We start from the raw sequence: 23,848 nt of genomic DNA, 5'->3' as shown, positions 1-23,848 counted from the left end.
GCGAGAACGGGAAACGAGAATGTCGCAGAACAGCGTGATCCTGGAGGAAGCGGGCTCGACCAATGCGTTGGCGGCCACCGTTCGTGAGGCGATGCTGGCGGGGGATACGAGTCTGTCCGTCCTGGACTCCGACACCGGCGAGTGGGTGACGGCGCCGTGGCGCGAGGTCCATGCCCGCGCGGAGCAGATCGCGGTCCAGTTGCTGGCTGACAGCGAACTGCACGAGCCGCAGGCGCTCGGCCTCATCGGGGACCCCACGGTGGACCTGATCGCCGCCATCCAGGGCGCGTGGCTCGCCGGTGTTCCGGTCACCATCCTGCCGGGCCCCATCCGGGGGGCCGACGAGGAGCGATGGGCGCAGAACACCTACCACCGGTACGTGTCGATCGGCGTCGGCACCGTCCTCGGCAGCGGAGCCCAGCTCGACCTGCTGTCGAAGGTCGAGGGACGGCTGCACATCGCGCGAGTGGGCGAGTACGGCCTCGGCGCCGACACCACCGACTTCGTCGCCCGTAACGTCAACGGCAACACCATCGCCGTCCTCCAGGGAACCGCCGGATCGACCGGAGACCCCAAGACCGTCGCCCTGACGGCCTCGGCCGTCTACTCGAACGCCATCGAACTGGTCAGCCGGCTCGGCCTCCACCGCACCCGCGACACCGGGTTCAGCTGGCTGCCGCTCTACCACGACATGGGTCTGATGTTCCTGCTCGCCGGGATGACCACCGGCATCCCCGCCTACATCGTGCCGAACACCGCCTTCGCGGCGGCGCCCTTCAAGTGGATGCAGTGGCTCACCGAGACCAAGACGACCGTCACCGCGGCGCCGAACTTCGCCTACGACATCCTCGGCCGCTACGGCAAACTGCTGCGCGACATCGACCTCTCACACCTGCGCGTCGCGATCAGCGGCGGTGAGCCGATCGACGCCGATGCCTTCGACAAGTTCCTCGAGGCGACCGCGCCGTTCGGATTCGATCGTTCCGCCGCGGCACCCGCCTACGGTATGGCCGAATCCGCCTGCGCGGTGACGATGCCCGCGGTCGGCGAGGGGGTGCACTACGACGAGGTCACCGTGACCCCGCCCGGCGGTGGCGAGCCCATTCGCCGCCGGTACGCGATCCTCGGTAAGCCGCTGGGCGGCATGCAGGTTCGCATCGTCGAGCCGAATGTCGACGTCCCGGTCATCGACGGGCGCAACGTCGGACACGTGGAGATCCGCGGCGCGTCGATGATGCGCGGCTACCTGGGCGACGCCGATCTCGGTGCGGGCGAATGGTTCTCGACCGGCGACCTCGGTTACCTGATCGACGATCGGCTGGTGATCTGCGGCCGGGCCAAGGAGGTCATCATCGTCGCGGGCCGCAACCTGTTCCCGATCGAGATCGAGCGCGCGGCCGCCGAAGTCGCCGGTGTGCGTCGCGGCGGCGTCGTCGCCATGGCGCGGGGGGAGGGTTCGGCCCGGCCGGGCCTGGTGATCCTCGCCGAGTACAAGGGGTCCGATCCCGACCAGGCGCGTGCAGAGGTCAACTCCGAGGTCGCGTCGGCGTGCGGGATCATGCCCGCCGAGGTCATCTTCGTCGCGCCGGACTCGGTGCCGCGCACCACATCCGGCAAGATCCGTCGCCTCGAGGCCCGTCAGATGGTCGAGAACGGCACCTTCCAGTAGGTCCGGTTTTCCGTGGTGCGTCGTGTCATGCCGACGGTCACGAGAATGACAGTGTCTCCCCGGCCCGGACCCCGGGCCGGGGAGGCACTGTAGAGAGGTTCAGACATGAGCGAGGTATCCACGAAGGGGCGCGGCTGGCAGGGCGCCGTCATGAAGATCCTGGGCGGTGACGACTTCACCTTCACCCTCACCGGCAAAGAGGCGGTGACGGATCACTATCTGCGACTGCGCTTCCACGGTGGCGGGCTCCTCACCGGTTCCGCGATCCACCCGACCATGTGGGTGCGCCTCTGGTTCGCCGACGGCGGCAAGCTGCATCAGCGCGGGTACACGCTCGTCGATCCCGACCCGGCGACGGACACCTTCGACATCGAGTTCGCGATCCACGACGGCACCGCCGCCCGATGGGCTCAGGACGCACATGTGGGTGACGCCATCGGCGCGACCCTGATGGGCTCGAAGTTCGCGATCCCCGACCCCGCGCCGGCGGGATGGCTCGTCGCCGGCGACACCGCCTCGCTACCGGCGATCAATTCGCTGCTGGACTCGCTCGGCGACTCCGGGGCGGGTGCGACGATCTGGTTCGAGTATCAGCACGAGAGCGACAGGTTGCTGCCGCTGCGCGCCCGCGCGCAGGACACGGTGCACTGGCTTCCGCGTGAGCGCGACGGCGCGGCCCTCGTCGACGCGGTCCGATCCGCCGCCTTCGATGCCGCCGACCACTTCGGTTGGGTCGCACTCGATTCGACGAGCACCCGTGCAGTCGCGGGACTGTTCAAAGGCGAGTACGGGATCCCCAAGAAGTCGGTGAAGTCGCAGGCCTACTGGATCGTCGGGAAGTCGTTCGCCTGACGATCAGTCGGCGACGTCGAAGACCACGGGGGCGTGATCGCTGGCGCCCTTCGCTTTTCGCGCGGCGCGATCGACGACGGCGCCCATGATGCGGGTGTCGAGAGCGGGTGAGCAGAACGCGTAGTCGATGCGCATGCCCTCGTTCCGGGGGAACCGCAGCTGGGTGTAGTCCCAGAAGGTGTACCCCGGGGCGTACGGAAGGGCCGAGTCGACGAGGCCGGCCTCCAGGAACCCCTGCACTGCGGCGCGTTCGGGTGGGGTCACGTGTGTGCGTCCCTCGAAGTACTCGCGATCCCACACGTCGTCGTCGGTCTGGGCGACGTTCCAGTCGCCGGCGAGCATCATGTCCGCGGCGGGGTCGTGGGCCAGCCGCAGGGAGATGTGATTCCGCAGCGCGTCGAGCCAGGCGAGCTTGTAGGTGTAGTGCGGGTCGTCGGGTGTCCTGCCGTTGGGTACGTAGAGACTCCAGACGCGAACGCCGTTGCAGCGCGCGGAGATCGACCGCGCCTCCCGGATCGGCTGGCCGTCGACCGGGTGCGTCGGCACGCCGTCGAAGGAGATCTCGACCTCGTCGAGCCCGACCCGTGAGGCGATCGCGACACCGTTGTAGGCGCCTTGCCCGACGTGCGCGACGTCGTAACCGGCGGCGAGGAAACTCATCAGCGGGAACGCGTCGTCGTGACACTTGGTCTCCTGCATCGCGAGAACGTCGATGCCGGCGGTCTCCGCCCAGGCGACGACGGACTCGGACCGGGCGCGAATCGAGTTGACGTTCCAGGTGGCGATCCTCATCGGATGTCCTCCGACGCGGCCGGCACGTGCGGTGTCACATAGCGATAGGTGTGATGCAGCCAGAAACCCAGGCGGCGATACCACGATCCGGCCAACCGGTTGGTGGACTCGACCTGCAGGTAGACCGAGTCGGCGCCCTGCTCGACCCCCCACGCCGTCAGCGCCGCGACCACCGCGGAGGATAGCCCGCCCCCGCGCGAGCCCGGGTCGGTCCACAGGGCGGTCAACCCCAGCCACCGGTGTCCGTCCGGCGACTCGGTCACCGAACCCCGCCCGATCGCTGCTGCGTCGTCGACGGTCGCGAAGGTCATCGGGCCGTCCCCGGCGGTCACGACGCCGGCCACGGTGTCGAGTCCGCGCGACGCGCGCCCACCGGCGTATGCGCTCAACCAGCGGGTGTCCGGTTGCGGATCGAGTTGTACTGTCCGTCCGTGCATCTCGCCGGTGCGCGCGCGGAGCCCCGGCAGGTCGGCGGTCAGCATCTGTACCTCGACCCCGGGGTCTCCGGGAACGGAGCCCGACGGGATGAGGCGATCCGGGGAGGCGAGGAGCGGAGGGAGGCCGCGGTCGGCGTACCACTCACCGATATGTCGCAGGGTCGCGGCGTCGGGACGTGCGTGGCGTTCAAGGGGCACAGCTGAGTTGGCGCGTCTGCTGAATCCGTGACCGGCCCGCAGGAGCCAGCCGTCGACCCACTCCGTCTCGACACCGGGCCAGGCGAGGGCGACGGCGTGCTCGAGCGCGCGGATCTCGCTGTTGCGCAACGGTTTCGCGGACAACAGACGGACCGAGGTGATCGCCGCGAACGGGATCGACAACTCCTCGTCGTCGCGTCGTATCCGCAGCGGGTCGGAGTCGTCGAGCAGGACGCCCGTCACGTCCAACCGGGCGGCCGCGGGATCTCCCCGCCAATCGGCGGGGGTCGCATCGCCCAGCAGATAGCGAACGACGACGCGGTCGCCCGCGACGGCACCCGACAATGAGACCTCCACGCGGAAGCGAGATCAGTCGTCGTCGTGCCCGAACGGGTCGGCGACCTCGCCGGGCGTCCACGTCAGACCGGGGACCCCCCACTTGTTGCGTTTGATCGCCTTCTTCGCGGCCCGGGCGTTGCGCCCCACGAGCACGTCGACGTAGAGGAAGCCGTCGAGGTGGCCGACCTCGTGCTGGAGCATCCGGGCGAAGAACCCCTCGCCCTCGATGACGACCTCGGCGCCGGTCCGGTCGGTGCCGGTGACGCGGGCCCAGTCGGCACGGCCGGTGGGGAACTGCTCACCCGGCACCGACAGGCATCCCTCGTCGTTGTCGTCGGGATCCGGCATGGTCTCGGGGATCTCGGAGGTCTCGAGGACCGGGTTGATGACCTCGCCGCGGCGGCGGGCCGCCGAGCGGTCGCCGTCGGGGCAGTCGTAGACGAACACCCGGGACCCGACGCCCACCTGATTGGCGGCCAGGCCCACACCGTGGGCGGCGTCCATGGTCTCGTACATGTCGTCGATGAGGCCGACGACCTCATCGGACGGACGGCCGTCCGCGTCGAGGGGGACCGGAGTGGTCGGCTGGTGCAGGACCGGCTCGCCCACGATGCAGATCGGGAGAATCGCCATGGCGATCACCTTAGCGCTGCTCAGGGCGCAGGAACGACGCCGGGTACGGCGTCGCGGATGGCGTCACCGGCAGGGCCGGGAATGCCGGGGAACAGCGTCGACTGCCAGTCGAAGCTGTCGACCGGCTCGGTCACCACCGAGCCCGCGCACGACCCGCGCAGCGACGTCCGCACGTTGGCGATGATCGTCGGGTCGCGCATCTCGATGACGTGGTCGTACCCGGTGTTCGCCAGGGGGACGGGGGAGTATGCGCGGCACTGTGCGGTTCCGTCGAGGCGACCGCCGGTCCATTCGCCGTCGCTCTGCACCACCGAGTACCGGGTGGGGCCGGGGGCGTCGGGACCACGGTTGAGCTCGGTGACCGCGTCGGCGTACATGCAGGTGTCGTAACCGCCGTCGCGCGGCTGCGCGCAACCGCCGGGCGAGCCGTACTGGGCGGTCCCGATCGCGACGTACTCGTCGACGACGTCGGACCCGCCGAGGAACTTCAGGTAGTGCCGGGCGCCGAGCCCGCCCGCACTGTGGGTGACGAGCCCGATCGACTTCGCGGTGCCGGCGAAAGGTGCGATCGTCCGCTGGATCAGCCGGGCGTCGGACGCCACGTCGCGTCCCCCGGCGTGCGCGTACACCACGGTGTTCCCGTCGGCGCGGATCGCCTCGGCCAGCGGACGGAACGTCTCCTCGTTCTGTGCGTTGCCGGCGTAGAGCTGCTGGCCGGGCACGATGACCACGACGCGCTCGGCGGGCGCGGCGGCAGCGGGCGCGGCGAGTGCCGCGGTCGCGCCGGCGGCCGTGGAGGCCAGCGCCGCGATGGCTCCCAACACTGCTCGCCGGGTCCTCGCCACCCCGGATCCGGTTGTCGTCATCCCGACCGTCGTCATCTCTGTCCCCCGCCTCGACCCATCCCGGACGGGGATGAGTGAGGGCAGCCTAACAGCGGCCGCCGTCCGACGGAATGGTCGTGATGCGCGCCGTGGCGAGTCACACCGCGATCGGACCGGCCCGCCGTGGTTAGATTGGCTGCGAACCACACCGCTGTCATTCGTCTCCGTGAGGAGACGTCCGCGCCCGCGTCGCATCGCGAATAGGTGCACGTCAGCGGTGGTGTGAGGTCGTCGACTGGTATCTGAGGGAGTGAGATGGACGGCGCAGCTGCGCGTAGCCAGAAACAGGGCGATCAACCCACCCCCGGCCAGGAAGCAGAGGCCGGGGCGGCCGGCCGGCCGGTCGATCCGCACGAGGTCGGCGCGGACGGTCTGACCCGCCGCGAACACGACATCCTCGCGTTCGAGCGCCAGTGGTGGAAGTACGCCGGCGCCAAGGAAGAAGCGATCAAAGAGCTGTTCGGTTTGTCGGCGACCCGGTACTACCAGGTGCTCAACGCGCTGGTCGACCGGCCGGAGGCGCTCGCGGCCGATCCGATGCTCGTCAAGCGGCTCCGGCGCCTGCGCGCGACCCGTCAGAAGGCCCGTGCGGCGCGCCGTCTGGGCTTCGAGATCACCTGAGACGCTGAACCCGTTCGCCCTCGCGCGGTGCGTTAAGGTCGTCGGTGATGAATGCAGATCGTGAGCCCAATCGCCTGCCGCTTCGTGCGGGGGCGATGATGCTCTTCGCAGTCGCCGTGGTCTTCATCGGCCTCGGCTGGCATTCCGCGGCGACCGCCGGGAACGACGCCCCGACGACCGAGGCCGCGACGACCGTGAGTTCGTCGCCCACGTCGACGCCGGCGTCCACGAGCGCGGCGTCGACCGACAAGCGGCTCTGCGTGATCAACGCCGGCCAGGTCGCGGGCCTCGCCTCGGACGTCACCGATCTGCTGGAGGCCAGGGGCTACCAGATGGCGGAGCCCGGCAACTACACCGCGGGCGGGTTCAGCGAGAACACGGTCTTCCACGAGGACGACACGGACAAGGCCCAGGCCGACGAGGTCGCCGAGGCACTCGGCGGCCAGGTCGCGGTCGAGGAGCGGCCGGCCTCGTTCACCCGGTGCCGCGGCGGCATCCCGGTGGTCGTGGTGACCGCGGTCAGCGGCGCATGACCCGGGCCGAGCCGTGAACCTCTGAATCACGAAACAGCTGAACCGAGAATTACCGAAAACCACTGTCCGCCAACCAAGGAGTGACATGTCCGGACGTTCCACACTCGCCGCGCCCCGCGCTCTCGCCGCGTTGTTCTCCGCAGGACTGATCGGCGTGACACTGGCCGGGTGCAGCCCCGACCAGGAGCCCACGGACGTCCCGGGCACGACGCCGCCCGTCGTCAGCGATGCGCCGCTCCCGCCGGGCGCCGAGGACGACGTCGACGGCGAGCCCAGCGGCCAGATCGCCGTCGCCGAGATCAAGGACACCTCCGGCGAGGTCGTGGGCCAAGCAACCTTCACCGCGGCCACCGAAACCGCCGAGCCGGTCACCATCAACGTGCGCGTCACCGCCGGTGAGCTGCCGGCCGGGTTCCACGGCATGCACATCCACGAGACCGGCACCTGTGACGCGGGCGCCGGCGGCTCGCAGGCGTTCACCTCGGCGGGCGGACATCTGCAGGTGGACGGCAACACCGATCATCCCTCGAGCGGAGATCTGATCTCGATCAACATCCTCGAGGACCACACCGGCCGGACGGTCACCACGACCGACGCGGTGACCATCCAGCAGCTGATCGGCAAGTCGATCATGATCCACGAGAAGCCCGACAACTTCGGGAACATCCCGGCTGACAAGTACCCGGGCGGCCCGAACCCCGACACCCTGCGGACCGGCGACGCCGGCGCACGCATCGCGTGCGGTGTCATCGAAGAGGAGAGCTAGGGGTTCTGGCGCCGTCCGACGCCACCTGAGCACATGACACCGATCGAGTTCGACGGGTCACCGACCCCCACCCTCGGGGTCGAATGGGAGTTCGCCCTGACCGACAAGGGAACCGGCGATCTGTCGAACTCGGCGGCGGCGCTCTTCGCCGCCGTCGGCGAACACCATCCCGACTTCGCGGGCAGAATCCACAAGGAGCTGCTGCGCAACACCGTCGAGTTGGTGACCGGCATCTGCCGGACCGCGGGCGAGGCGATCGCCGACCTCACGGGCACGCTCGGCGTGGTGCGGGGGCTGACCGAGGACCTCGGCGTCGATCTGTACGGCGCCGGTACGCATCCGTTCGCGGAGTACTCGACCCAACTGCTCACCGAGGGTCACCGATACGCGGAGCTGATCGAGCGCACCCAGTGGTGGGGGCGGCAGATGCTGATCTGGGGCGTGCACGTCCACGTCGGGATCAGCCACCGCGACAAGGTGTTACCCGTTCTCGACGCGCTCCTGAACTACTATCCGCACCTGCTCGCGCTGTCCTCGTCGTCGCCGATGTGGGCCGGTCAGGACACCGGATACGCGAGCAATCGCGCCATGATGTTCCAGCAACTCCCGACCGCCGGGCTGCCGTTCCAGTTCGAGACCTGGGAGCAGTTCGAGGCCTTCGTCGCAGACCAGAAGACGACCGGGATCATCGACCATCTCAACGAGATCCGCTGGGACATCCGGCCTTCCCCGCATCTGGGGACCATCGAGGTCCGCGTGTGCGACGGCATGACCAACCTCGGCGAGCTGTCGGCGATCGTCGCGCTCATCCACTGCCTGGTCGTCGACCTGGACCGGCGGTTCTCGGCGGGCGAGAAGCTGCCGACGATGGCGCCCTGGCTCGTCCAGGAGAACAAATGGCGGGCAGCCCGCTACGGACTCGACGCCATCGTCATCCTCGACTCCGACTGCACCGAGAAACTCGTGACCGAGGACCTCACCGCTCTGCTCGAACGACTCGAACCGATTGCGCGCGAACTCGATTGCGTCGACGAGCTGGCCGGCGTCGAGCGCATCATCGCCCAGGGCGCGAGCTATCAGCGGCAGCGTGACGTGCATCGTCGCACCGGGTCGCTACGCGAGGTGGTCGCGTCGGTGGTCGCCGAGCTGGACGCTCCCTGATCTCGGTCGGCGCGAGATCCGGGAGGCAGGGCCCGGGCTCAGAGGGCCAGACCAATGGCGAGCACGACGATTCCGAGAGCGGGAACCACACCCTGCTTCAGTGCGGCCGCGATCTTGTCGGGGCTCGACAGCGCCAGCACAAGTGCCGCGGCCGCCATCGAGGCCGTGCCGGTGATGACGAGTGTTGCGCCGATCGCGATGGATCCGCCGATGACAAAGGCGATCCCGACGAACACGGCGATCGCGAGGAACAGGTTGTAGAACCCCTGGTTGAACGCCAGTTCCTTTTGTGCGCTCGCCTGTTCCACCGTTCCGGTGCCGAACGTCGCGCGTGCGCGCGCGCTCGTCCATGCGATGGACTCCAGATAGAAGATGAAGACGTGGACGAGCGCCGCGATCGCGGCGAGCACCAGACCTGCGATGACCATTTCGTACTCCTCGTTGTCGACGGGCCCGTCGGAGAATAGCGTTCCGACCTTCGGATCGAAGCGAGGTCTCTTCGACGCGGCCGTACACAGTTATCTCGACGAGGTAGTCCGCCCGCGGCTGCGTCCACTGACCGCCGGCATCGTCGCGGCCGATGCCGCCGAGAACTACCTGAACGGGCTGCGATCGGCGCCGACCGATGACACGTCTCCGGCTCGCGAGGGCTGTCTGCTCATCAACACCGCCGGTGCCCCCATCGGGCGCGACGCTGCTGTCGCTCGGCGAGGGGCGTCGGACGATCGGTCCGCAGTCAGTCCCGGTCCGGTGACTCCATGTCCCGCTGATCCATGAGCCCGTCGCGGGCCCGTTGCTCCTGGTATGCGAGCCGGCCGATCCGATGCGCCACGACGGGCGCGGTGATCAGGGCGAAGAGCCCGGCGAGAATCAGCATCCCGCTGTCGACGTTGTCGCCGAGCCGGAGCACGGCGCCCAGCAGGATGAGGAGCAGGCCGAAGGTCTGCGGTTTGGTGGCCGCGTGCATCCGGCTCAGGGTGTCCGGGAACCGGACGAGTCCGATGGCGGCGGTGACCGCCATCAGGCATCCGAGGAGCAGCAGCGTCGCGCTGACGATGTCGATGATCATGTCTGGTCGTCCCGGACTCGGAACCGCGCGATCGACACCGACCCGACGAAGCTGAGGAGGGCCAGGGCCACGATCGCCGGGACCACCGTCGAATCACGGCTGAACGCCGCCCAGGTCCCCAGGCCGCACATGCACAGCGCGATGAGCACGTCGAGTGCGACGAGTCGGTCGAGCGTGGTCGGGCCGCGCAGGATGCGGATCATCGTCAGCACCGCGGCGACGAGCAGCATGGCGGAGGCGATCGTCCAGACGTAGCTCATGAGTCACCTCGTTCCCGCTCGGGCTCGCCCTGTCGACGTTCCGGTTCGGTGTCGTCGATCGACCGGGCGTTGTCCACCGACCGGTCCACCGTGCGGACGTGGTGGAAGTCCTCGTCGATGCCGTGGAACGGACTCGGATGCCATTCGCTGTCCCGCTCGAACGCCTTGATGAACATCCGCTCGACATAGGCGACCTGATCGTAGAAGGCCCGCACCTTCTTCTCCGAACGGACGTCGAAGACGTGCACGTAGAGCATCCGGCGTCGATGGTCGATCTCCAGGACCATGGTGCCCGGCACCAGGTTGAGGTAGTCGACGGCCAGGGTCAGCACCATGTCGGACTTGATCGCGACGCGCACCCGTACCACGGCGCCCAGCGGTGGCCGGCCGGGACGGATGGCCATCCAGCCGATCTGCACACTCGACACGAAGAAGTCGACGATCAGACGGCCGACGAGCTGCAGTACCGACAGGGGATGGATACGGCCCTCGACCGGGACCCGCGGCAACGGCAGCACGGTCAGCACGAGCATCGCCAGCACGATCCCTGCGATCACATTGGCCCAGGACAGCGTGCCCCACAGCAGGACCCAGACGAACGTCAGCCACGCGATGGTCCACAACCGGACCGCGACCTCGCGGCCGTCGCTGCCCAGCCACCTGGGCACACGGGTGTGCGTGCGCAACCACACCAGCGCGCCGACGAAGTGCCAGAAGACGAACAGGAGCGACACGCGCCAGACGTTGATGACCAGGGACAGGACCGGTCCCTTGGTCGAGACGACCGGCGGCCGCCGCTTGGGCGCCGCGGATGCTCCGCGGGCGCGGTCGTCGGCCCGATCCTGCGCGCTCATCGGGTACCACCCACTCCCAGCACGGCGTCGACGTAGACGGCGCGGTCGACGACGTCGGTCGCCGCATGGTCGGTGAAGTCGAAGATCGGCCCGGCCCAGAGGGTGAGCACGAGTCCCGCGGCCACCATCGCCATCGTCGGCAGCACCATCATCACGGGCATCCGACCGACGTCCTCACGGTCGGAGAACGCGGCGTCGTCGGCGCTCTCGTCGATCAGTGCGGACGGGCCCTTGTCGGCGAGATCGCCTTCGGGGGCGTCGGCGCGCGGTCGCCAGAATCCCTTGGTCCAGATGCGGGCCATGACGTAGAGGGTGAGCAGGCTGGTGACCACCGACCCGGCGACGAGGATCCAGGCCAGCACGGACCCGTCCTGGGTGCCCGCCTCGAGGAGGGCGACCTTGCCGATGAAACCGGAGAACGGTGGGATGCCGCCGAGATTCAGCGCGGGTACCAGGAACAGGACGGCCAGCAGGGGGCTGGCGATGAGCCCGCCCAGGCGGCGGAGCGAGGCCGAACCGGCTTGACGTTCGATCAGGCCGACGACCAGGAACAGCGTCGTCTGCACGAGGATGTGGTGGGCGACGTAGTAGATCGCCGCCGACATCCCGAGGTCCGACGACAGCGCGATGCCGAAGATCATGTAGCCGATGTGGCTGACGAGGGTGAACGACAGCAGTCGCTTGATGTCGGCCTGGGCGATCGCGCCGAAGATGCCCACGAGCATCGTCAACAAGCCGGCGACCAGCAGCACCGCGTCCATCGTGCCGCCGGGGAACAGCAGCGAGTGGGCGCGCACGATCGCGTACACACCGACCTTGGTGAGCAGGCCGGCGAAGACCGCCGTGACGGGTGCCGGCGCGGTGGGGTAGGAGTCGGGTAGCCACGTCGACAGCGGGAACACCGCCGCCTTGATGCCGAACGCCACGAGTAGCACCGCGAACAGCGCGTTGCGGGTCCCGTCGGGGACGTCGTCGAGGCGCACGGCCATCTCGGCGAGGTTGAGGGTGCCGGTCGTCGCGTACGCGAACGCGATGCCCGCGAGGAAGATCAGCGACGACACCATCGACACCATCACGTACGACGCGCCCGCTCGGACACGTTCGGCGCTCGCCCCGAGGGTCAGCAGCACGTAACTCGCGGTCAGCAGGATCTCGAACGAGACGTACAGGTTGAACAGGTCGCCGGCGAGGAACGCGTTGCAGACACCCGCGGTCAGGATGAGGTAGGTCGGCAGGAAGATCGACGTCGGCTGCTGGGCCGTGCCGTCACGGATACCCTGCCCGATCGCGTACACGACGACGCACAGCAGCACGATCGTCGAGACGACGAGCATCAGGGCCGCGAGCTGGTCGACGACCAGCGTGATCCCGAGCGGTCCGTTCGGGTAGCCCTTGTCTCCCCAGCCGCCGATCGCGACCGCGAAGGTCCCGTGGCGGTCGGTCAGGTACAGCATCAGGCACGACGCGACGAACGCGACGGTGATGGCGACGATCGACACCGCCCGCTGGATCTTGGGGCTGCGGCCGAGCAGCAGCGAGACGGCGGCAGCGCCCAGCGGCACCAGCGTCGGCAGCGTGATCAGGACGGGGATCCACGACTCCTGCGGGGTCATCGGTCACCCCCGTTCTCGTCGCCGTGCTTCTTCTTGTCCGGCCCGACCACGTCGCGGTCCGGCATCTCGCGCTGGTCGATGACGTCGGGGTCGGCGTCGTCCTCGCCGGACCCGTCGGGAGGTGCGACGGCCGACTTGGGACCTACCTCGTCGGGACCGAGTTCGCCCGGCCCGTACACGTCCGGCCCGTCCTCGCGGGCGGCGGTCTGCGCCGAGGTCTCGGGGTCGGGCTCCTCCTCCGCGCCGCCGATCTCGTCGACGACGTCGGAGTCCGTCGGCATGATGTCGGTCTCGTAGAGCGCGGCGTGCCGGGCGGCGGCCTCCTCCGCGGTGAGCGGATTGCCCTTGTCGTCGAAGTGATCGCCGGTCGGGGTGTCGGAGAGGGTCAGTGGATCGTCGCTGCGATCGCGGTCGGGTGCCGTCCCCAGCGATCCGCTCAAGATCTTGACGTCCTCCTCGTCGTCCTCGACGTCGTCGTCGTCCCGATTGATCACGAACAGCCGGTAGACCAGCGCCAGGACGAACGCGGCGACGCCCATCATGATCACGATCGCGGTCAGGACCATGCCCTGCGCGAGGGGATCGGCGTCGGACGCCCGGTTCTCCGACGACCGGCCCATGATCGGCGGGTTCCCCATGCCGCCCGACACGACGATGATCATCAGGTTGAGCGCATTGCCGACGAGCAGGAGCCCGAACAGCATCCGGACCAGACTGCGTTCCATCAGCAGGTACACGCCGCACGCCGCCATCGCGCCGATGACCAGCATCAGCGAGAGATTGGTGGTCATCGGCTCACCTGCTCGCCGGTGGTGCTCGCGGCGTCGTCCGCCGCGGTGTCGCCACGCGAGTTCTCGATGCGCGCCGCGGTGCGGGCGATCGTGGTCTCCACATCGAGACGCGCGCCGAGACTTCGCAGCACGTCCAGGACGAGCCCGACAACGATCAGGTAGATGCCGAGGTCGAAGAACAGGGCGGTCACGAACTTGATGTCGCCGAGGACCGGGACGGTGACCTCGAAGACCGCCGACGAGAGTGCGGGGGCGCCGAGGAACATCGAGACGATCGCCGTGGTCGCCGAGACGGCCAGGCCGGCGCCCAGGATGCGGCCGGGCTCGATCGGCAGCGCCTCACCGAGTTCGTAGCGTCCGCCCGCCAGGTAGCGGAGGACGAGCGCGAGACCCATCGTCAGGCCGCCGGCGAAGCCACCGCCCGGCGCATTGTGGCCGGCGTAGAAGAAGTAGATCGACAGCACGACCATCGTCGGGAACAGCAATCGCGTCGTGGCCTCGAGAACCATCGACCGGTGGCGCGGGTCGCGCAGTCCGGAACCGAGGAGCCACGTGGTGCGGTCCGGTGGGACGTGATCGTCGTCGTCCCCGTTGTCGCCGGCCTGCAGCCGGGCGGCGTCGGCCACCCGCGGCGCCGCCCCGAAGCGGCGGTTGCGGAAGACCATCGACGCGACGCCGGTGGCGGCCGCGATGAGCACCGACACCTCGCCGAGGGTGTCCCAGGCGCGGATGTCGACGAGCAGGACGTTGACCGCGTTGGCGCCGTGGCCGTACTTGTAGGCGGCCTCGGGCAGGTCGACGTGCAGCGGTTCGGTCGAGCGGGCGGACGCCGCGAACAACCCGATCAGGACCAGCATCGCGCCGAAGGCGAGTCCGATGAGGGCGCGCAGCGGCTTGAACCCGGTGGCGTGCCGCTTCTCCGGTTCGGCGGGCAGCTTGCGCAGTACCAGCACGAAGATGACCAGGGTGAGCGTCTCGACGAGGAACTGGGTGAGCGCGAGGTCGGGGGCGCCGTACAGCGCGAACAGCATCGCGCAGCCGTAGCCGGTGATCCCGACGACGAGCGTCGCGGCGAGGCGGTTGCGCAGCAGCACGGCGGCCAACGACGCGGCGACGATGCACCCGCCGATCACCAGCTGGACCGGCTTGGCGTCGTAGTCGATCTCCAGTCGGTCGCGAGCGCCGGCGAACAGCACGACGGTCGGCAGCAGGATCGCGGTGCACAGGATGACGCCCTGCGTCACCGGCAGTGACCCGCGCTGGGTGTTGCGCGTCAGCAGCAGCGACAGGGTGTCGGCTCCGCGCAGCGTTGCGTCGTAGATGCGGTCGGCGTTCACCAGCGGGCGGAAGCCGAAGACGCGGTCGCGGACCCGGCGGATACCGAGGAACAGCAGGGCGCCGCCGACGATGACGATGATCGAGAACACGACGGGAAGGCCGAACCCGTGCCACAGCGCGAGATGCTCGAGTTCGTGCCCGTACCCGTCGAGGGTCTCGGCGTACGGCTCGAAGAGAGCGCCTAGCTGCGGGCTGAACACGCCGGCCGCCACACCGGCCGCGGCGAGCGCCACGGGCGAGAAGTAGAAGGGCCACTTCGGCGGGTGCATCTTGGCGACCGCCGGACTCGGGGTGCTGCGCACCTTGCGGCCGAACGCGCCCCACAGGAAGCGGAGCGTGTAGGCACAGGTGATGATCGAGCCGACCAGCAGGATGATGTCGACGGCGTGGGCCTGCCACGAGACGAACGCCCCGGTCTCCCACACCGAGGCGAAAGCTGTTTCCTTGCCGACGAATCCGAGGGTGACGGGGATGCCGGCCATGCTCGCCCCGGCGACCGCGGCGGTGATCGCCAGCCCCGGGAGACGATGGCCGAGCCGGGCGAGTTTGCGGACATCGCGGGTGCCGGTGGAGTGGTCGATGATGCCGACGACCATGAACAGCGACGCTTTGAACAGCGCGTGCGCGACGAGCATCGCGATGCCCGCCATGGCGACGTTCGCGTCGCCGATGCCGACCAGCACGGCCATGAAGCCGAGCTGGGACACCGTGCCGAACGCGAGGATGAGTTTGAGGTCGAGCTCGCGCAGCGAGCGCCATCCGCCGAGCACCATCGTCACCAGGCCGAGCCCCACCACGGCGATCTGCCAACTGATCGTCACCGAGAAGGCGGGGGCGAGACGTGCGATGAGGTAGATGCCGGCCTTGACCATCGCGGCCGCGTGCAGGTACGCGCTGACCGGGGTCGGTGCGGCCATGGCGCCGGGCAGCCAGAAGTGGAACGGGACGATGGCCGATTTGGTGAGCGCGCCGATCAGCAGCAGGACCACCGCGATGTCGACGTAGACGCCGGTCGGCGGTGCCGAGACGATCTCCGACAGCAGGTAGGTGCCCGACCGCTCGCCCAGCATGATGATGCCGACGAGCATGGCCAGACCGCCGAACGTGGTGACCAGCAGCGCCTGGGTGGCGGACCGTCGAGCCGTCGCGCGCACCCCGTAGAAGCCGACCAGCATGAACGAGAGCACGGTCGTGAGCTCCCAGAACACATACAGCACCAGCATGTTGTCGGAGATGACGAGGCCGAACATGGCCGCGGCGAACGCGACCATCTCGCCGCCGAACACGGCGACGCGGGGACGGGCGTCGTCGAAGTAGTGGGCGCAGTAGCAGAGGACGAGCGCACCGACCCCGAGGATCAGCACCGACAGGATCGCGGTCAGGGTGTCGAAGCGGGTGGCGATGTCCATCTGGAGTGATGGGACCCAGCTGACCGTCTCGACGCGGGCGGCAGCCGCATCGGCCGGCGGCCAGTTGAGCACGACCCAGATCAGCGCGCCGAGGGGCGCCAGTGCGAGAACGTAGAAACCGCGGGTACCCATCCAATGGATGACTGCGGGCGCGACGAGTGCGCACACTGCCAACGCAGCCAACACAGAGATCAAAAGGGCACTCCGTCTTTCTCCCGGCGGGGTGTCACGGGCGAGCACCCGCGGTGGCTACTTTACCGTTGCCCGTATGTTCCGGTTCGACTGGCTCCGGCGTACCGCCGTCAGCATCGCCGCTGTCCTGCTGGTGTTCGGCCTCGTCGTGGGTTGTGCGGACGAGGAGCAGGCCGGACCGGACGGCGTCCCGTTGCCGTCGGATTTCCCGGCCGCGCAGGTCCCGCTCATCGACGGTCACGTGCTCTCGGCGAGCGGCAGTCGCTCCGACGGTTGGGAGGTCGCGGTGCAGGGCCCGGCCAACGCGGGCAATCAGCTCGAGGCCGCGACCGAGACGCTCACCGAGGCCGGTTACGTCGAATCGCACCGTTCGACCGAGGGTGGACAATCGGTCGTCGTGCTGTCGGCGACCAAGGAGGGTTCGACCTACTGGGTCCAGATCGGCGCGTCCCCGCAGGCCGCGGGCGGTGGGTCGTCGGTCTTCTATCTGGTCAACGTGGAGTAGTCGCACCCCTAGCCTGTCGATCGACGGTCGTACCGATCGGGGCGGCCGTGGTCCACGATCGCTATCGGGCACCGCGTGTGATGCTGCGCTGCGCGTGCCACCGAGCCCGCCCAGGCGGTGAAGGTGCTCCCGGCCCGGGGGCGGGTCACGACCAGAAGCGAGGCCTGCGGAACCGCCTCGCCGACGGCCCTCGACGGGTTGCCGTTCACCAACTGCAGCGTCGTGTCGCGGTCGGGGAAGCGTCGGCGCCAGGGGTCGAGCAGCGCGTCGGCTCGCGCGTACAGCGCTTCGATCCGAGCGGGCGGGGCGTCGTCGGGGATCGCGCACACGATCGCCACGGGGTTGCCGGTGGCATCGGCGTACTCGAAGGCGGTCGACAGCGCGAGGTCGGACGGGGCGTCGGCATCGATGGCCGCGACGACCGGACCGCCCGTCGCGAGGTTGCCGTACGGAACCGTCACGACCGGGCATCGCGACCGGGCCGAGAGCGCGGAGCTGATGCTCCCGGTGGTGAGGCGTTCGATGAGGCCGGGTCGATGATGGCCGAGGACCATCAGATCGACCTGACCCGACAGCCTGGTGAGCAGGGGTATCGCGAAGTCGTGTTCGACGACGGTCTCGATGCGCAGGCCCGGACGCCGGGTGCCGAGACGGCCGGCCAGCGCGGTCAGGTGGGCGGCCGCTGCCTGCCGCGTGGCGGTGACGTCGAAGTCGAGTTCGAACTCGCTGAGTGGTTGCAGCGCAACGGCTGCCGCGAATCCGTGGATCAGTAGCAGGCGGTCCCTGTCGCGGGCCGAAGCGGCCGCCCAGTGAGCGGCCGCCTCGGATTCGGGACTCAGATCGACCCCGACGGCGATGGTGTTCATCGGGCGCGGGTGGCGTCGCCCGTCCGCGTCTCGCCGGCGATGGCGTCGTCCGCGACGGGACCGACCGCCGCCGGTGCCACGGCTGCGGGCACGGCGACGTCGGCGACCGCCGCCTCCTGCGCGCGGCGCTCCTCGTCGCTGCTCATCGTCTTCAGCGCAACCTCCTTGATGAACGCGATGGCGATGAAGCTCAGGGCCGCCATGACCGCCGCGACCAGGAACACCCGGGCGGTGCCGTCGCCGTACGCGCCGCGCACGATGGCCGCGATCGGGGCGGGCAGTTCGTTCAGGTTCGCCAGCCCGGCACTGCCGCCGCTCGACGCACCGGCGCCGATGCCCAGCGCGCCGAGCCCCTTCGCGATGAGGTCGGTGACGTGGTTGGACAGGACCGCGCCGAGCACCGACACACCCGCGGCGCCGCCGAGTGAGCGGAAGAAGGTGACCGTCGAGGTCGCCGCACCGAGGTTGTCCGGGCTGACGTTGTTCTGTACCGCCAGCACGAGGTTCTGCATCGTCATGCCCATGCCGCAGCCCAGGATGAAGAGGAACACGCCGACCACGACCATGTCCGTGTGTGCGTCGATGGTCGCGAGCAGTCCGAAGCCGATCGTCATCATCGCGGCACCGGCCACGAGGAATCGCTTCCACCGCCCGTACCGGGTGATCAGGTTGCCCGACACGGTCGCCGACAGCATCGAACCGATGACCATCGGCAGCGTCAGCAGGCCGGCCGCGGTGGGGGAGTAGCCACGTGCGATCTGGAAGTACTGGCCGAGGAAGACCGCACCGCCGAACAGCGCGACGCCGACGCCGACGCTGGCGAGGGTGGCCAGGGTGGTGGTGCGGTCGCGGAAGATGTGCAGCGGGATGATCGGGCTGGAGACCTTCGACTCGACGAAGATCGCCAGGGCGAGGAGCACGACACCGAGTGCGACGAGACCGTACGAGGTCAGCGAGGCCCAGTCGAAGTTCTTACCGGCCAGCGTCACCCAGATGAGCAGGGTGCTGACGCCCGAGGCGATGAGGGCGGCACCGAGGTAGTCGATGCTGACCTTCTTGCGGACCACCGGGACGTTCAGCGTGCGCTGGATGACGAGAAGGGCGATGACGGCGAGCGGGACGCAGACGTAGAACGTCCAGCGCCAGCCGAGCCAACTGGTGTCGACGATGACGCCGCCGATGAGCGGACCGGCGACGGTCGCGACGGACATCACCGCGGCCATCGGGCCCTGGTAGCGGCCGCGTTCGCGCGGGCTGAACATCGTCGCGACGACGATCACGACCAGCGCCTGCAGGCCGCCGAGGCCCAGACCCTGGATGACGCGGAAGCCGATCAGCATGTCGACCGAGGTGGAGAGCCCGGCGAGGACCGAACCCAGGGTGAACAGGAACAGCGCGCCCTGCACCAGGAGTTTCTTGCTGACCAGGTCGGCGAACTTGCCCCAGATGGGCGTGGTCGCGGTGGACGCGAGTAGGGTCGCGGTGATGACCCAGGTGTACTGGTCCTGGGTGCCATGCAGGTCGGTGATGATCGTCGGCAGGGCGTTGGACACCACGGTCGACGACAGGAACGCGACGAACATGCCGAGCAGGAGGCCGATGAGGGCCTCGATCTTCTGACGATGCGTCATCGGCACGTCTTCGGCCGGCGCCATCGCGGACGCGGGTGCACTCATATGGCGAACCTCCGAGAAAGAGAGCTGCCCGCGACGAGGAGACGGGCGGGCGGCGAATAGGCGCGCGCGGTGGCGCACCCGATTGGTTGATTGATGCAACTATAAGTCGTGATGGTTGCAACCAACAACTATCGGAGGTTATTCCGGGTGTGTTCCGGGACTCACCCGGACGCAGCGGGGAGCGCAGCGGTGCTCAGTCGAGCCGACGCTCGGCGTAGGCCTTGAGGTCGGCGACCTGCGCGGGATCGAGCGACGGCCGAACCCGCTTGCGGGCCTCCTCGACGTCGGCCACGGTCACCGCGGCGGCGTCGATGTCCCGGCGCATCGCCGACAGGGCGGCCTCGCGCAGCAGGGCCGAACAGTCGGCCGCCGAGTAGCCCTCGAGGTCGCCGGCCAACTCATCGAGGTCGACTCCGTCGAGTGGGACGTCGCGCCCGGTGGCGCGCAGGATGTCGCCGCGGGCGTCGGCGTCCGGCGGCGGCACGAAGACGAGCCGTTCCAGTCGCCCGGGCCGCAGCAGCGCCGGGTCGATGAGGTCGGGTCGGTTCGTCGCACCGAGCACCACGACGTCCTGGAGCGGTTCGACGCCGTCCAGTTCGGTCAGCAGCGCGGCGACCACCCGGTCGCCGACACCGGAGTCGGTGGACTGACCGCGGCGCGGTGCCAGCGCGTCGACCTCGTCGAGGAAGATCAGCGAGGGCGCCGACTCGCGGGCACGGGCGAACAGATCCCGCACCGCCTTCTCCGACGACCCGACCCACTTGTCCATCAGCTCGGCGCCCTTGACCGTGTGCACCGACAGCTGACCCGACGCCGCGAGCGCGCGGACGACGAAGGTCTTGCCGCAGCCCGGCGGGCCGAACAGCAGCACCCCACGCGGCGGGTCGACGCCGAGCCGGGCGAAGGTGTCGGGGTGTTGCAGCGGCCACAGGACCGCTTCGGTCAGAGCCTGTTTCGTCTCGACCATGTCGCCGACGTCGGCGAGGGTGATCGAGCCAAGCGCGACTTCGGGGGAATCCGAGCGGGACACCGGCCGGATGACGTCGAGGGCGCCGACGAGATCCTCGGTGCGCAGCGACGGCGCGGACTTCTCGGCACTCGCACGCGTCGCGGCGCGCAGTGCGGCCTCGCGGGCCAGCGCGGCGAGATCCCCGGCGACGAAACCGGGGGTGCGCGAGGCGACCGACGTGAGGTCGAGGTCGCCGTCGGTCGGGACGTTCGACAGGATCGCCGAGAGCAACCGCGCCCGGGTCGCGGCGTCGGGGAGGCCGATGACCAGTTCCCGGTCGCAGAGCGACGGGTCGCGCAACCGGGCGTCGAGGCGTACCGGTTCGGCGGTGGTCGCGATGAGTGCGATGCGGCCGTCGACGATGCCGGAACGCAGTTCGTCGAGGATCAGTGCGGCGACGGGTTCGGGTTCGGCGGGTAACAGCGCGTCGACGTCGGTGATCAGCAGGACCCCGGCGGCCGCCCGGGTGCGGGCCACCGCGTCGGCGACCGTCCGCAGGCGGGTGTTGGCCTCCGTCGCGCCGACCGTCGGGCCGTCGATGGTCACCAGCGTGCGCGACGCGCACACCGAACGGACGAAGGTCGCCTTGCCGCCGCCGGCCGGGCCGGTGACCAGGACGCCGAGACGCGGTGTCGCACCGAGGGTGCGCAGCACCTCCGGCTCGTCGAGGGTGATGGTGAGCCACTCGGTGAGCTTGGTGATCTGGGAGTCGACGCCGACCAGCTCCGACACCGGCCGGACCGGGATCTCGGGCTCCCGGGCGGGCTCGCGGACCGGGCTGGGCGCGGCGGCCGGCCGCGGGCGGGAGTCGGACTCCGACACCATGCCGAGGGCGCCGGGGATCCGGGGTGAACCGGGACCGGTCCGATCGCCCAGCGGTGCCACCTCGCCCGCGGTGGTCGACCACAGCACGGCGGTGTTGGTCTGCACGCTGACCGGCGCCGACACCCGGCCACCCGCCGGCGGGCCGGGCTCGGTTGCCGTGACGGTGAGCAACTCGGTGGTCCAGGTGATCCCGACCGACCTGGCCAGCGCACGCGTGGCCTCGGTGGCGGCGAGCTCGGGACCGAGGTCGCGGGGGAGGAGCGACACGGCGTCACCGACGGACAGGACCTTGCCTAGCAGTGCGCGCCGCAGCGTCGATTCGGTGATCGACTGGGTGGCCAGCGCCGAACCGCTCACCACCACCCGGCTCGCGCCCTGCACCTCGACCGGCGCGAGGACGACCGCCGAGTTCTCCCGGACACCGGCGTTGGAGAACGCGATCTCGTCGAGGAGAGCGACACCCGTAGGCGCTGAGGCTTCGGTCGCGGCCACCACGGCCGCCGTGACCCGTGCGCCGGTGATGGACACCGCGTCCCATTCACGCAGCGACAATGCGGTCAGCACCTCGGGATGCACCCGAATGATGCCGCGTCGCGCCTCGGCCGCTGATGGGTTGTGACGCGCGGTCAGCGTGAGGGAGGCGGGCGTGGTCATTCGGGCTCGCTTTCGGTCGTCTCGCCGGTCGTGCGTGCCGCGGGGACGCCTTGGCCGGTGGGGCGGTTCAGGCCCAGGCGTCCCAGCGAGTTGATGACAGGCCTGCGACGACGGCCACCAGGTGACGTGGCCCGCAGCGCCCGGCGCTGTGCACGACGCTCGGCCGGTTTGTCGTCCCAGTGCTCGGGCCGGGAGGCGACCCAGCGGCGCGCGCGCCACGCGTACGGGATGTGCAGGACGTATCCGGCGATGGCGATCATCATCAGCACGTACGGGAAGGTCACCAACAGTGCCGCGGCCGCGGCGACCAGCACCAGCAGGCCGGTCACCGCGCGAGCCGGGATCGATGCGGTCTTCAGCGAGGACGTCGGGACGCGACTTACGGCCAGGAAGGCGACGAAGATCAGCCACCCGCCGACGGCCGGCAGCGACGTCCACCACCCGTCGCCGAACTGTTGTTCCAGCCCGATGGGCAGGAGCGCGCAGATCGCCGCGGCGGGCGCGGGGACACCGACGAAGAAATCCTTGGTGTACGCGGGTGCCTCGTCGTCGTCGAGCAGGGTGTTGAACCTCGCGAGGCGCAGGACGATGGCGCAGCAGTAGATCAGCGCGAGCACCCAGCCGAGGTCATGCCCGTCGATGAAATAGAAGTAGATGATCATCGCCGGGACCACACCGAAGTTGATCGCGTCGGCCAGCGAGTCGATCTCGGCGCCGATCCGGCTCGTGGCTCCCATCAGGCGTGCGACCCGACCGTCGATGCCGTCGAGGAACGCGGCCGCGACCAGGAGAGCCATCGCGGTGTCGACGTCGCCGTTGATCGCTGACCGCATGGCCGTCAGGCCCGCGCAGATCGCGAGGATCGTCAGCGACGACGGGATGACGATGCGGCTGGCCTGTGCCTGGCGCCGCAGACGCCGGCGCTCCGGCTCCCGCGGAACCGGATGTGTCTGTGCGTGCCGGCTGGCCGAGCGCGCGGTCGGGTTGCGCGCGGTGCGCGAGCCGGGGCGTCGCCGGCCGGGGTTCGTGCCGGGTGAGGTCATGTCGGTCGGGTTCACCGGGCCGGAGTTCACTGATCCAGGTACGCGAACGGGGTCTCGCCGCCGACCGCGCGCTGGCCGACCGAGACGCGGGGCCGGGTGCCGGCCGGGAAGTAGACGTCGACGCGCGATCCGAATCGGATGAGCCCGTAGGTCTCGCCGATCGTCAGCGAGTCCCCGACCGACGGCTCGCACACGATCCGACGGGCGACGAGACCGGCGATCTGCACGACCGCCAGCTCAGGGCCGGGCGTGCCGCCTGCGGCGGTGGTGCGGATGGTCATCGTGGTGCGCTCGTTGTCGCGGCTGGCCTCGGGGAGGTCGGCGGAGACGAACGCGCCGGGCGTGTGGGTCACAGTGGTCACCGTGCCCGCGATCGGCACGCGCTGCACGTGGACGTCGAAGATCGACAGGAAGGTCGAGACCCGGGGCAGCGGCTGTGTGCCCAGGCCGGACTCGGCGGGCGGGACAGCCTCGTCGACCAGGGCGATGGTCCCGTCCGCGGGGGCGACCACCACGCCGGGTTCGGTCGGGGTGACCCGCTTCGGATGCCGGAAGAAGGCTGCGCACGCGGCGGCGGTCAGCGTGGCCGGTCGGGCGATCCAGCGGTGTCGACGCCCGAGGAGCGCGACGGCTGCAGGCGCGGCGACGAACGGCACACCCGCCGGATGGATCGGAGGGATGGTCTCTCGGGCCAGATCGAGAAAATGGGCGACACGGCCGGTGTCACCGGAGCCGTCCGGACGCGGACGTCGGGCCACGATCAACCTCCTCTGGCCTGTGTCCAGGCCGGATAAATGGTGCGCACCGCATCGCCGGGTGCATCGGCGTCCACTCTAGAGCGCCGCGCCCGGAGACCTCG

General features: G+C 69.6%; 23 protein-coding genes. 7 read left to right on the top strand and 16 right to left on the bottom strand.

The features are described 5' to 3' along the window. The first annotated feature begins 19 nt into the window (after window positions 1–19). Together mbtM and JW364_RS14800 are read left to right on the top strand one after the other, a co-directional pair. Complete coding sequence (gene mbtM / locus JW364_RS14805) at window positions 20–1,669, top strand: long-chain-fatty acid--ACP ligase MbtM (protein WP_078111733.1); 1,650 nt, start codon at window positions 20–22, stop codon at window positions 1,667–1,669. A 105-nt stretch (window positions 1,670–1,774) separates the two neighbouring features. Next, complete coding sequence (locus JW364_RS14800; RefSeq protein WP_205333753.1) at window positions 1,775–2,521, top strand: siderophore-interacting protein; 747 nt, start codon at window positions 1,775–1,777, stop codon at window positions 2,519–2,521. A 3-nt stretch (window positions 2,522–2,524) separates the two neighbouring features. Here the strand turns inward: JW364_RS14800 and JW364_RS14795 are convergent, their stop codons facing one another. From JW364_RS14795 to JW364_RS14780, 4 genes are read right to left on the bottom strand one after another with little or no spacing between them, the layout of a single operon-like run. Then, on the bottom strand, window positions 2,525–3,313 hold the full coding sequence (locus JW364_RS14795; RefSeq protein ID WP_205333754.1) for an exodeoxyribonuclease III: 789 nt from the start codon (window positions 3,311–3,313) through the stop codon (window positions 2,525–2,527). Further along, complete coding sequence (locus JW364_RS14790; protein WP_205333755.1) at window positions 3,310–4,305, bottom strand: GNAT family N-acetyltransferase; 996 nt, start codon at window positions 4,303–4,305, stop codon at window positions 3,310–3,312. Before JW364_RS14790 ends, JW364_RS14795 begins: the two co-directional genes overlap by 4 nt. 12 nt (window positions 4,306–4,317) lie before the next feature. After that, window positions 4,318–4,920 carry a peptide deformylase gene (locus JW364_RS14785; protein WP_159369990.1) on the bottom strand — a complete coding sequence of 201 codons (603 nt, stop codon included), beginning with the start codon at window positions 4,918–4,920 and terminating at the stop codon, window positions 4,318–4,320. 20 nt (window positions 4,921–4,940) lie between these two features. Then, a complete protein-coding gene (locus tag JW364_RS14780) occupies window positions 4,941–5,786 on the bottom strand; it encodes a triacylglycerol lipase (RefSeq protein ID WP_205333756.1) in 846 nt (281 codons plus the stop codon). A 273-nt stretch (window positions 5,787–6,059) separates the two neighbouring features. On the opposite strand from JW364_RS14780, the gene JW364_RS14775 reads away from it, so the two are divergent. From JW364_RS14775 to JW364_RS14760, 4 genes are all read left to right on the top strand, one after another. After that, window positions 6,060–6,425 (top strand): DUF3263 domain-containing protein, encoded by a 366-nt coding sequence (locus JW364_RS14775; RefSeq protein WP_205333757.1) that lies wholly within the window; start codon window positions 6,060–6,062, stop codon window positions 6,423–6,425. Window positions 6,426–6,472: 47 nt separating this feature from the next. Next, entirely contained in the window at window positions 6,473–6,958 is a 486-nt protein-coding gene (locus JW364_RS14770) for a LytR C-terminal domain-containing protein (RefSeq protein WP_065630470.1), read from the top strand. An 85-nt stretch (window positions 6,959–7,043) separates the two neighbouring features. Then, window positions 7,044–7,724 (top strand): superoxide dismutase family protein, encoded by a 681-nt coding sequence (locus tag JW364_RS14765; protein ID WP_065630469.1) that lies wholly within the window; start codon window positions 7,044–7,046, stop codon window positions 7,722–7,724. A gap of 33 nt (window positions 7,725–7,757) precedes the next feature. Further along, a complete protein-coding gene (locus JW364_RS14760; protein ID WP_058251353.1) occupies window positions 7,758–8,885 on the top strand; it encodes a glutamate--cysteine ligase in 1,128 nt (375 codons plus the stop codon). 38 nt (window positions 8,886–8,923) lie between these two features. Here JW364_RS14760 and JW364_RS14755 read toward each other — a convergent pair whose 3' ends face one another. The 7 genes from JW364_RS14755 to JW364_RS14725 form a co-directional block, all read right to left on the bottom strand. Then, window positions 8,924–9,313, bottom strand: a complete 390-nt coding sequence (locus JW364_RS14755; RefSeq protein WP_058251352.1) for a DUF1304 domain-containing protein — start codon at window positions 9,311–9,313, stop codon at window positions 8,924–8,926. Between the two features lie 308 nt (window positions 9,314–9,621). Next, on the bottom strand, window positions 9,622–9,954 hold the full coding sequence (mnhG, locus tag JW364_RS14750) for a monovalent cation/H(+) antiporter subunit G (RefSeq protein WP_068970673.1): 333 nt from the start codon (window positions 9,952–9,954) through the stop codon (window positions 9,622–9,624). Then, window positions 9,951–10,214: a monovalent cation/H+ antiporter complex subunit F gene (locus JW364_RS14745; RefSeq protein ID WP_068970674.1), complete on the bottom strand. Its 264-nt coding sequence runs from the start codon at window positions 10,212–10,214 to the stop codon at window positions 9,951–9,953. The genes mnhG and JW364_RS14745 overlap by 4 nt, the downstream gene beginning before the upstream one ends. Further along, a complete protein-coding gene (locus tag JW364_RS14740) occupies window positions 10,211–11,068 on the bottom strand; it encodes a Na+/H+ antiporter subunit E (RefSeq protein ID WP_058251349.1) in 858 nt (285 codons plus the stop codon). Before JW364_RS14740 ends, JW364_RS14745 begins: the two co-directional genes overlap by 4 nt. Further along, entirely contained in the window at window positions 11,065–12,681 is a 1,617-nt protein-coding gene (locus JW364_RS14735) for a Na+/H+ antiporter subunit D (RefSeq protein ID WP_058251348.1), read from the bottom strand. The genes JW364_RS14740 and JW364_RS14735 overlap by 4 nt, the downstream gene beginning before the upstream one ends. Continuing rightward, the gene (locus JW364_RS14730) at window positions 12,678–13,472 is read right to left on the bottom strand and encodes a Na(+)/H(+) antiporter subunit C (RefSeq protein WP_065630107.1); all 795 of its coding nucleotides are present in this window, start codon (window positions 13,470–13,472) and stop codon (window positions 12,678–12,680) included. Before JW364_RS14730 ends, JW364_RS14735 begins: the two co-directional genes overlap by 4 nt. Beyond that, window positions 13,469–16,414 (bottom strand): Na+/H+ antiporter subunit A, encoded by a 2,946-nt coding sequence (locus JW364_RS14725; protein ID WP_068970675.1) that lies wholly within the window; start codon window positions 16,412–16,414, stop codon window positions 13,469–13,471. Before JW364_RS14725 ends, JW364_RS14730 begins: the two co-directional genes overlap by 4 nt. A 73-nt stretch (window positions 16,415–16,487) precedes the next feature. Here JW364_RS14725 and JW364_RS14720 point away from each other — a divergent pair, with 73 nt between their 5' ends. After that, complete coding sequence (locus JW364_RS14720; protein WP_058251345.1) at window positions 16,488–16,916, top strand: hypothetical protein; 429 nt, start codon at window positions 16,488–16,490, stop codon at window positions 16,914–16,916. An 8-nt stretch (window positions 16,917–16,924) separates the two neighbouring features. Here the strand turns inward: JW364_RS14720 and JW364_RS14715 are convergent, their stop codons facing one another. The 5 genes from JW364_RS14715 to JW364_RS14695 all read right to left on the bottom strand — a co-directional run bounded on the left by JW364_RS14715 (window position 16,925) and on the right by JW364_RS14695 (window position 23,747). Continuing rightward, window positions 16,925–17,782 carry a universal stress protein gene (locus tag JW364_RS14715; RefSeq protein ID WP_068970676.1) on the bottom strand — a complete coding sequence of 286 codons (858 nt, stop codon included), beginning with the start codon at window positions 17,780–17,782 and terminating at the stop codon, window positions 16,925–16,927. Next, window positions 17,779–19,458 carry an MDR family MFS transporter gene (locus tag JW364_RS14710; RefSeq protein WP_068970677.1) on the bottom strand — a complete coding sequence of 560 codons (1,680 nt, stop codon included), beginning with the start codon at window positions 19,456–19,458 and terminating at the stop codon, window positions 17,779–17,781. Before JW364_RS14710 ends, JW364_RS14715 begins: the two co-directional genes overlap by 4 nt. A 193-nt stretch (window positions 19,459–19,651) precedes the next feature. Next, window positions 19,652–21,946: an AAA family ATPase gene (locus JW364_RS14705; RefSeq protein ID WP_068970678.1), complete on the bottom strand. Its 2,295-nt coding sequence runs from the start codon at window positions 21,944–21,946 to the stop codon at window positions 19,652–19,654. Next, entirely contained in the window at window positions 21,943–22,989 is a 1,047-nt protein-coding gene (locus tag JW364_RS14700; RefSeq protein ID WP_223258885.1) for a phosphatidylcholine/phosphatidylserine synthase, read from the bottom strand. The genes JW364_RS14705 and JW364_RS14700 overlap by 4 nt, the downstream gene beginning before the upstream one ends. Before the next feature lie 26 nt (window positions 22,990–23,015). Next, on the bottom strand, window positions 23,016–23,747 hold the full coding sequence (locus JW364_RS14695) for a phosphatidylserine decarboxylase (protein ID WP_058251340.1): 732 nt from the start codon (window positions 23,745–23,747) through the stop codon (window positions 23,016–23,018). Between the last annotated feature and the right edge of the window lie 101 nt (window positions 23,748–23,848).

The organism is Gordonia sp. BP-119 (assembly GCF_016924115.1).
In the GTDB taxonomy this organism is placed as follows: Bacteria; Actinomycetota; Actinomycetes; order Mycobacteriales; family Mycobacteriaceae; genus Gordonia; species Gordonia hongkongensis.
Note: the sequence above shows the minus strand (reverse complement) of the source record. Positions and strands in the feature narration are given on the sequence as shown.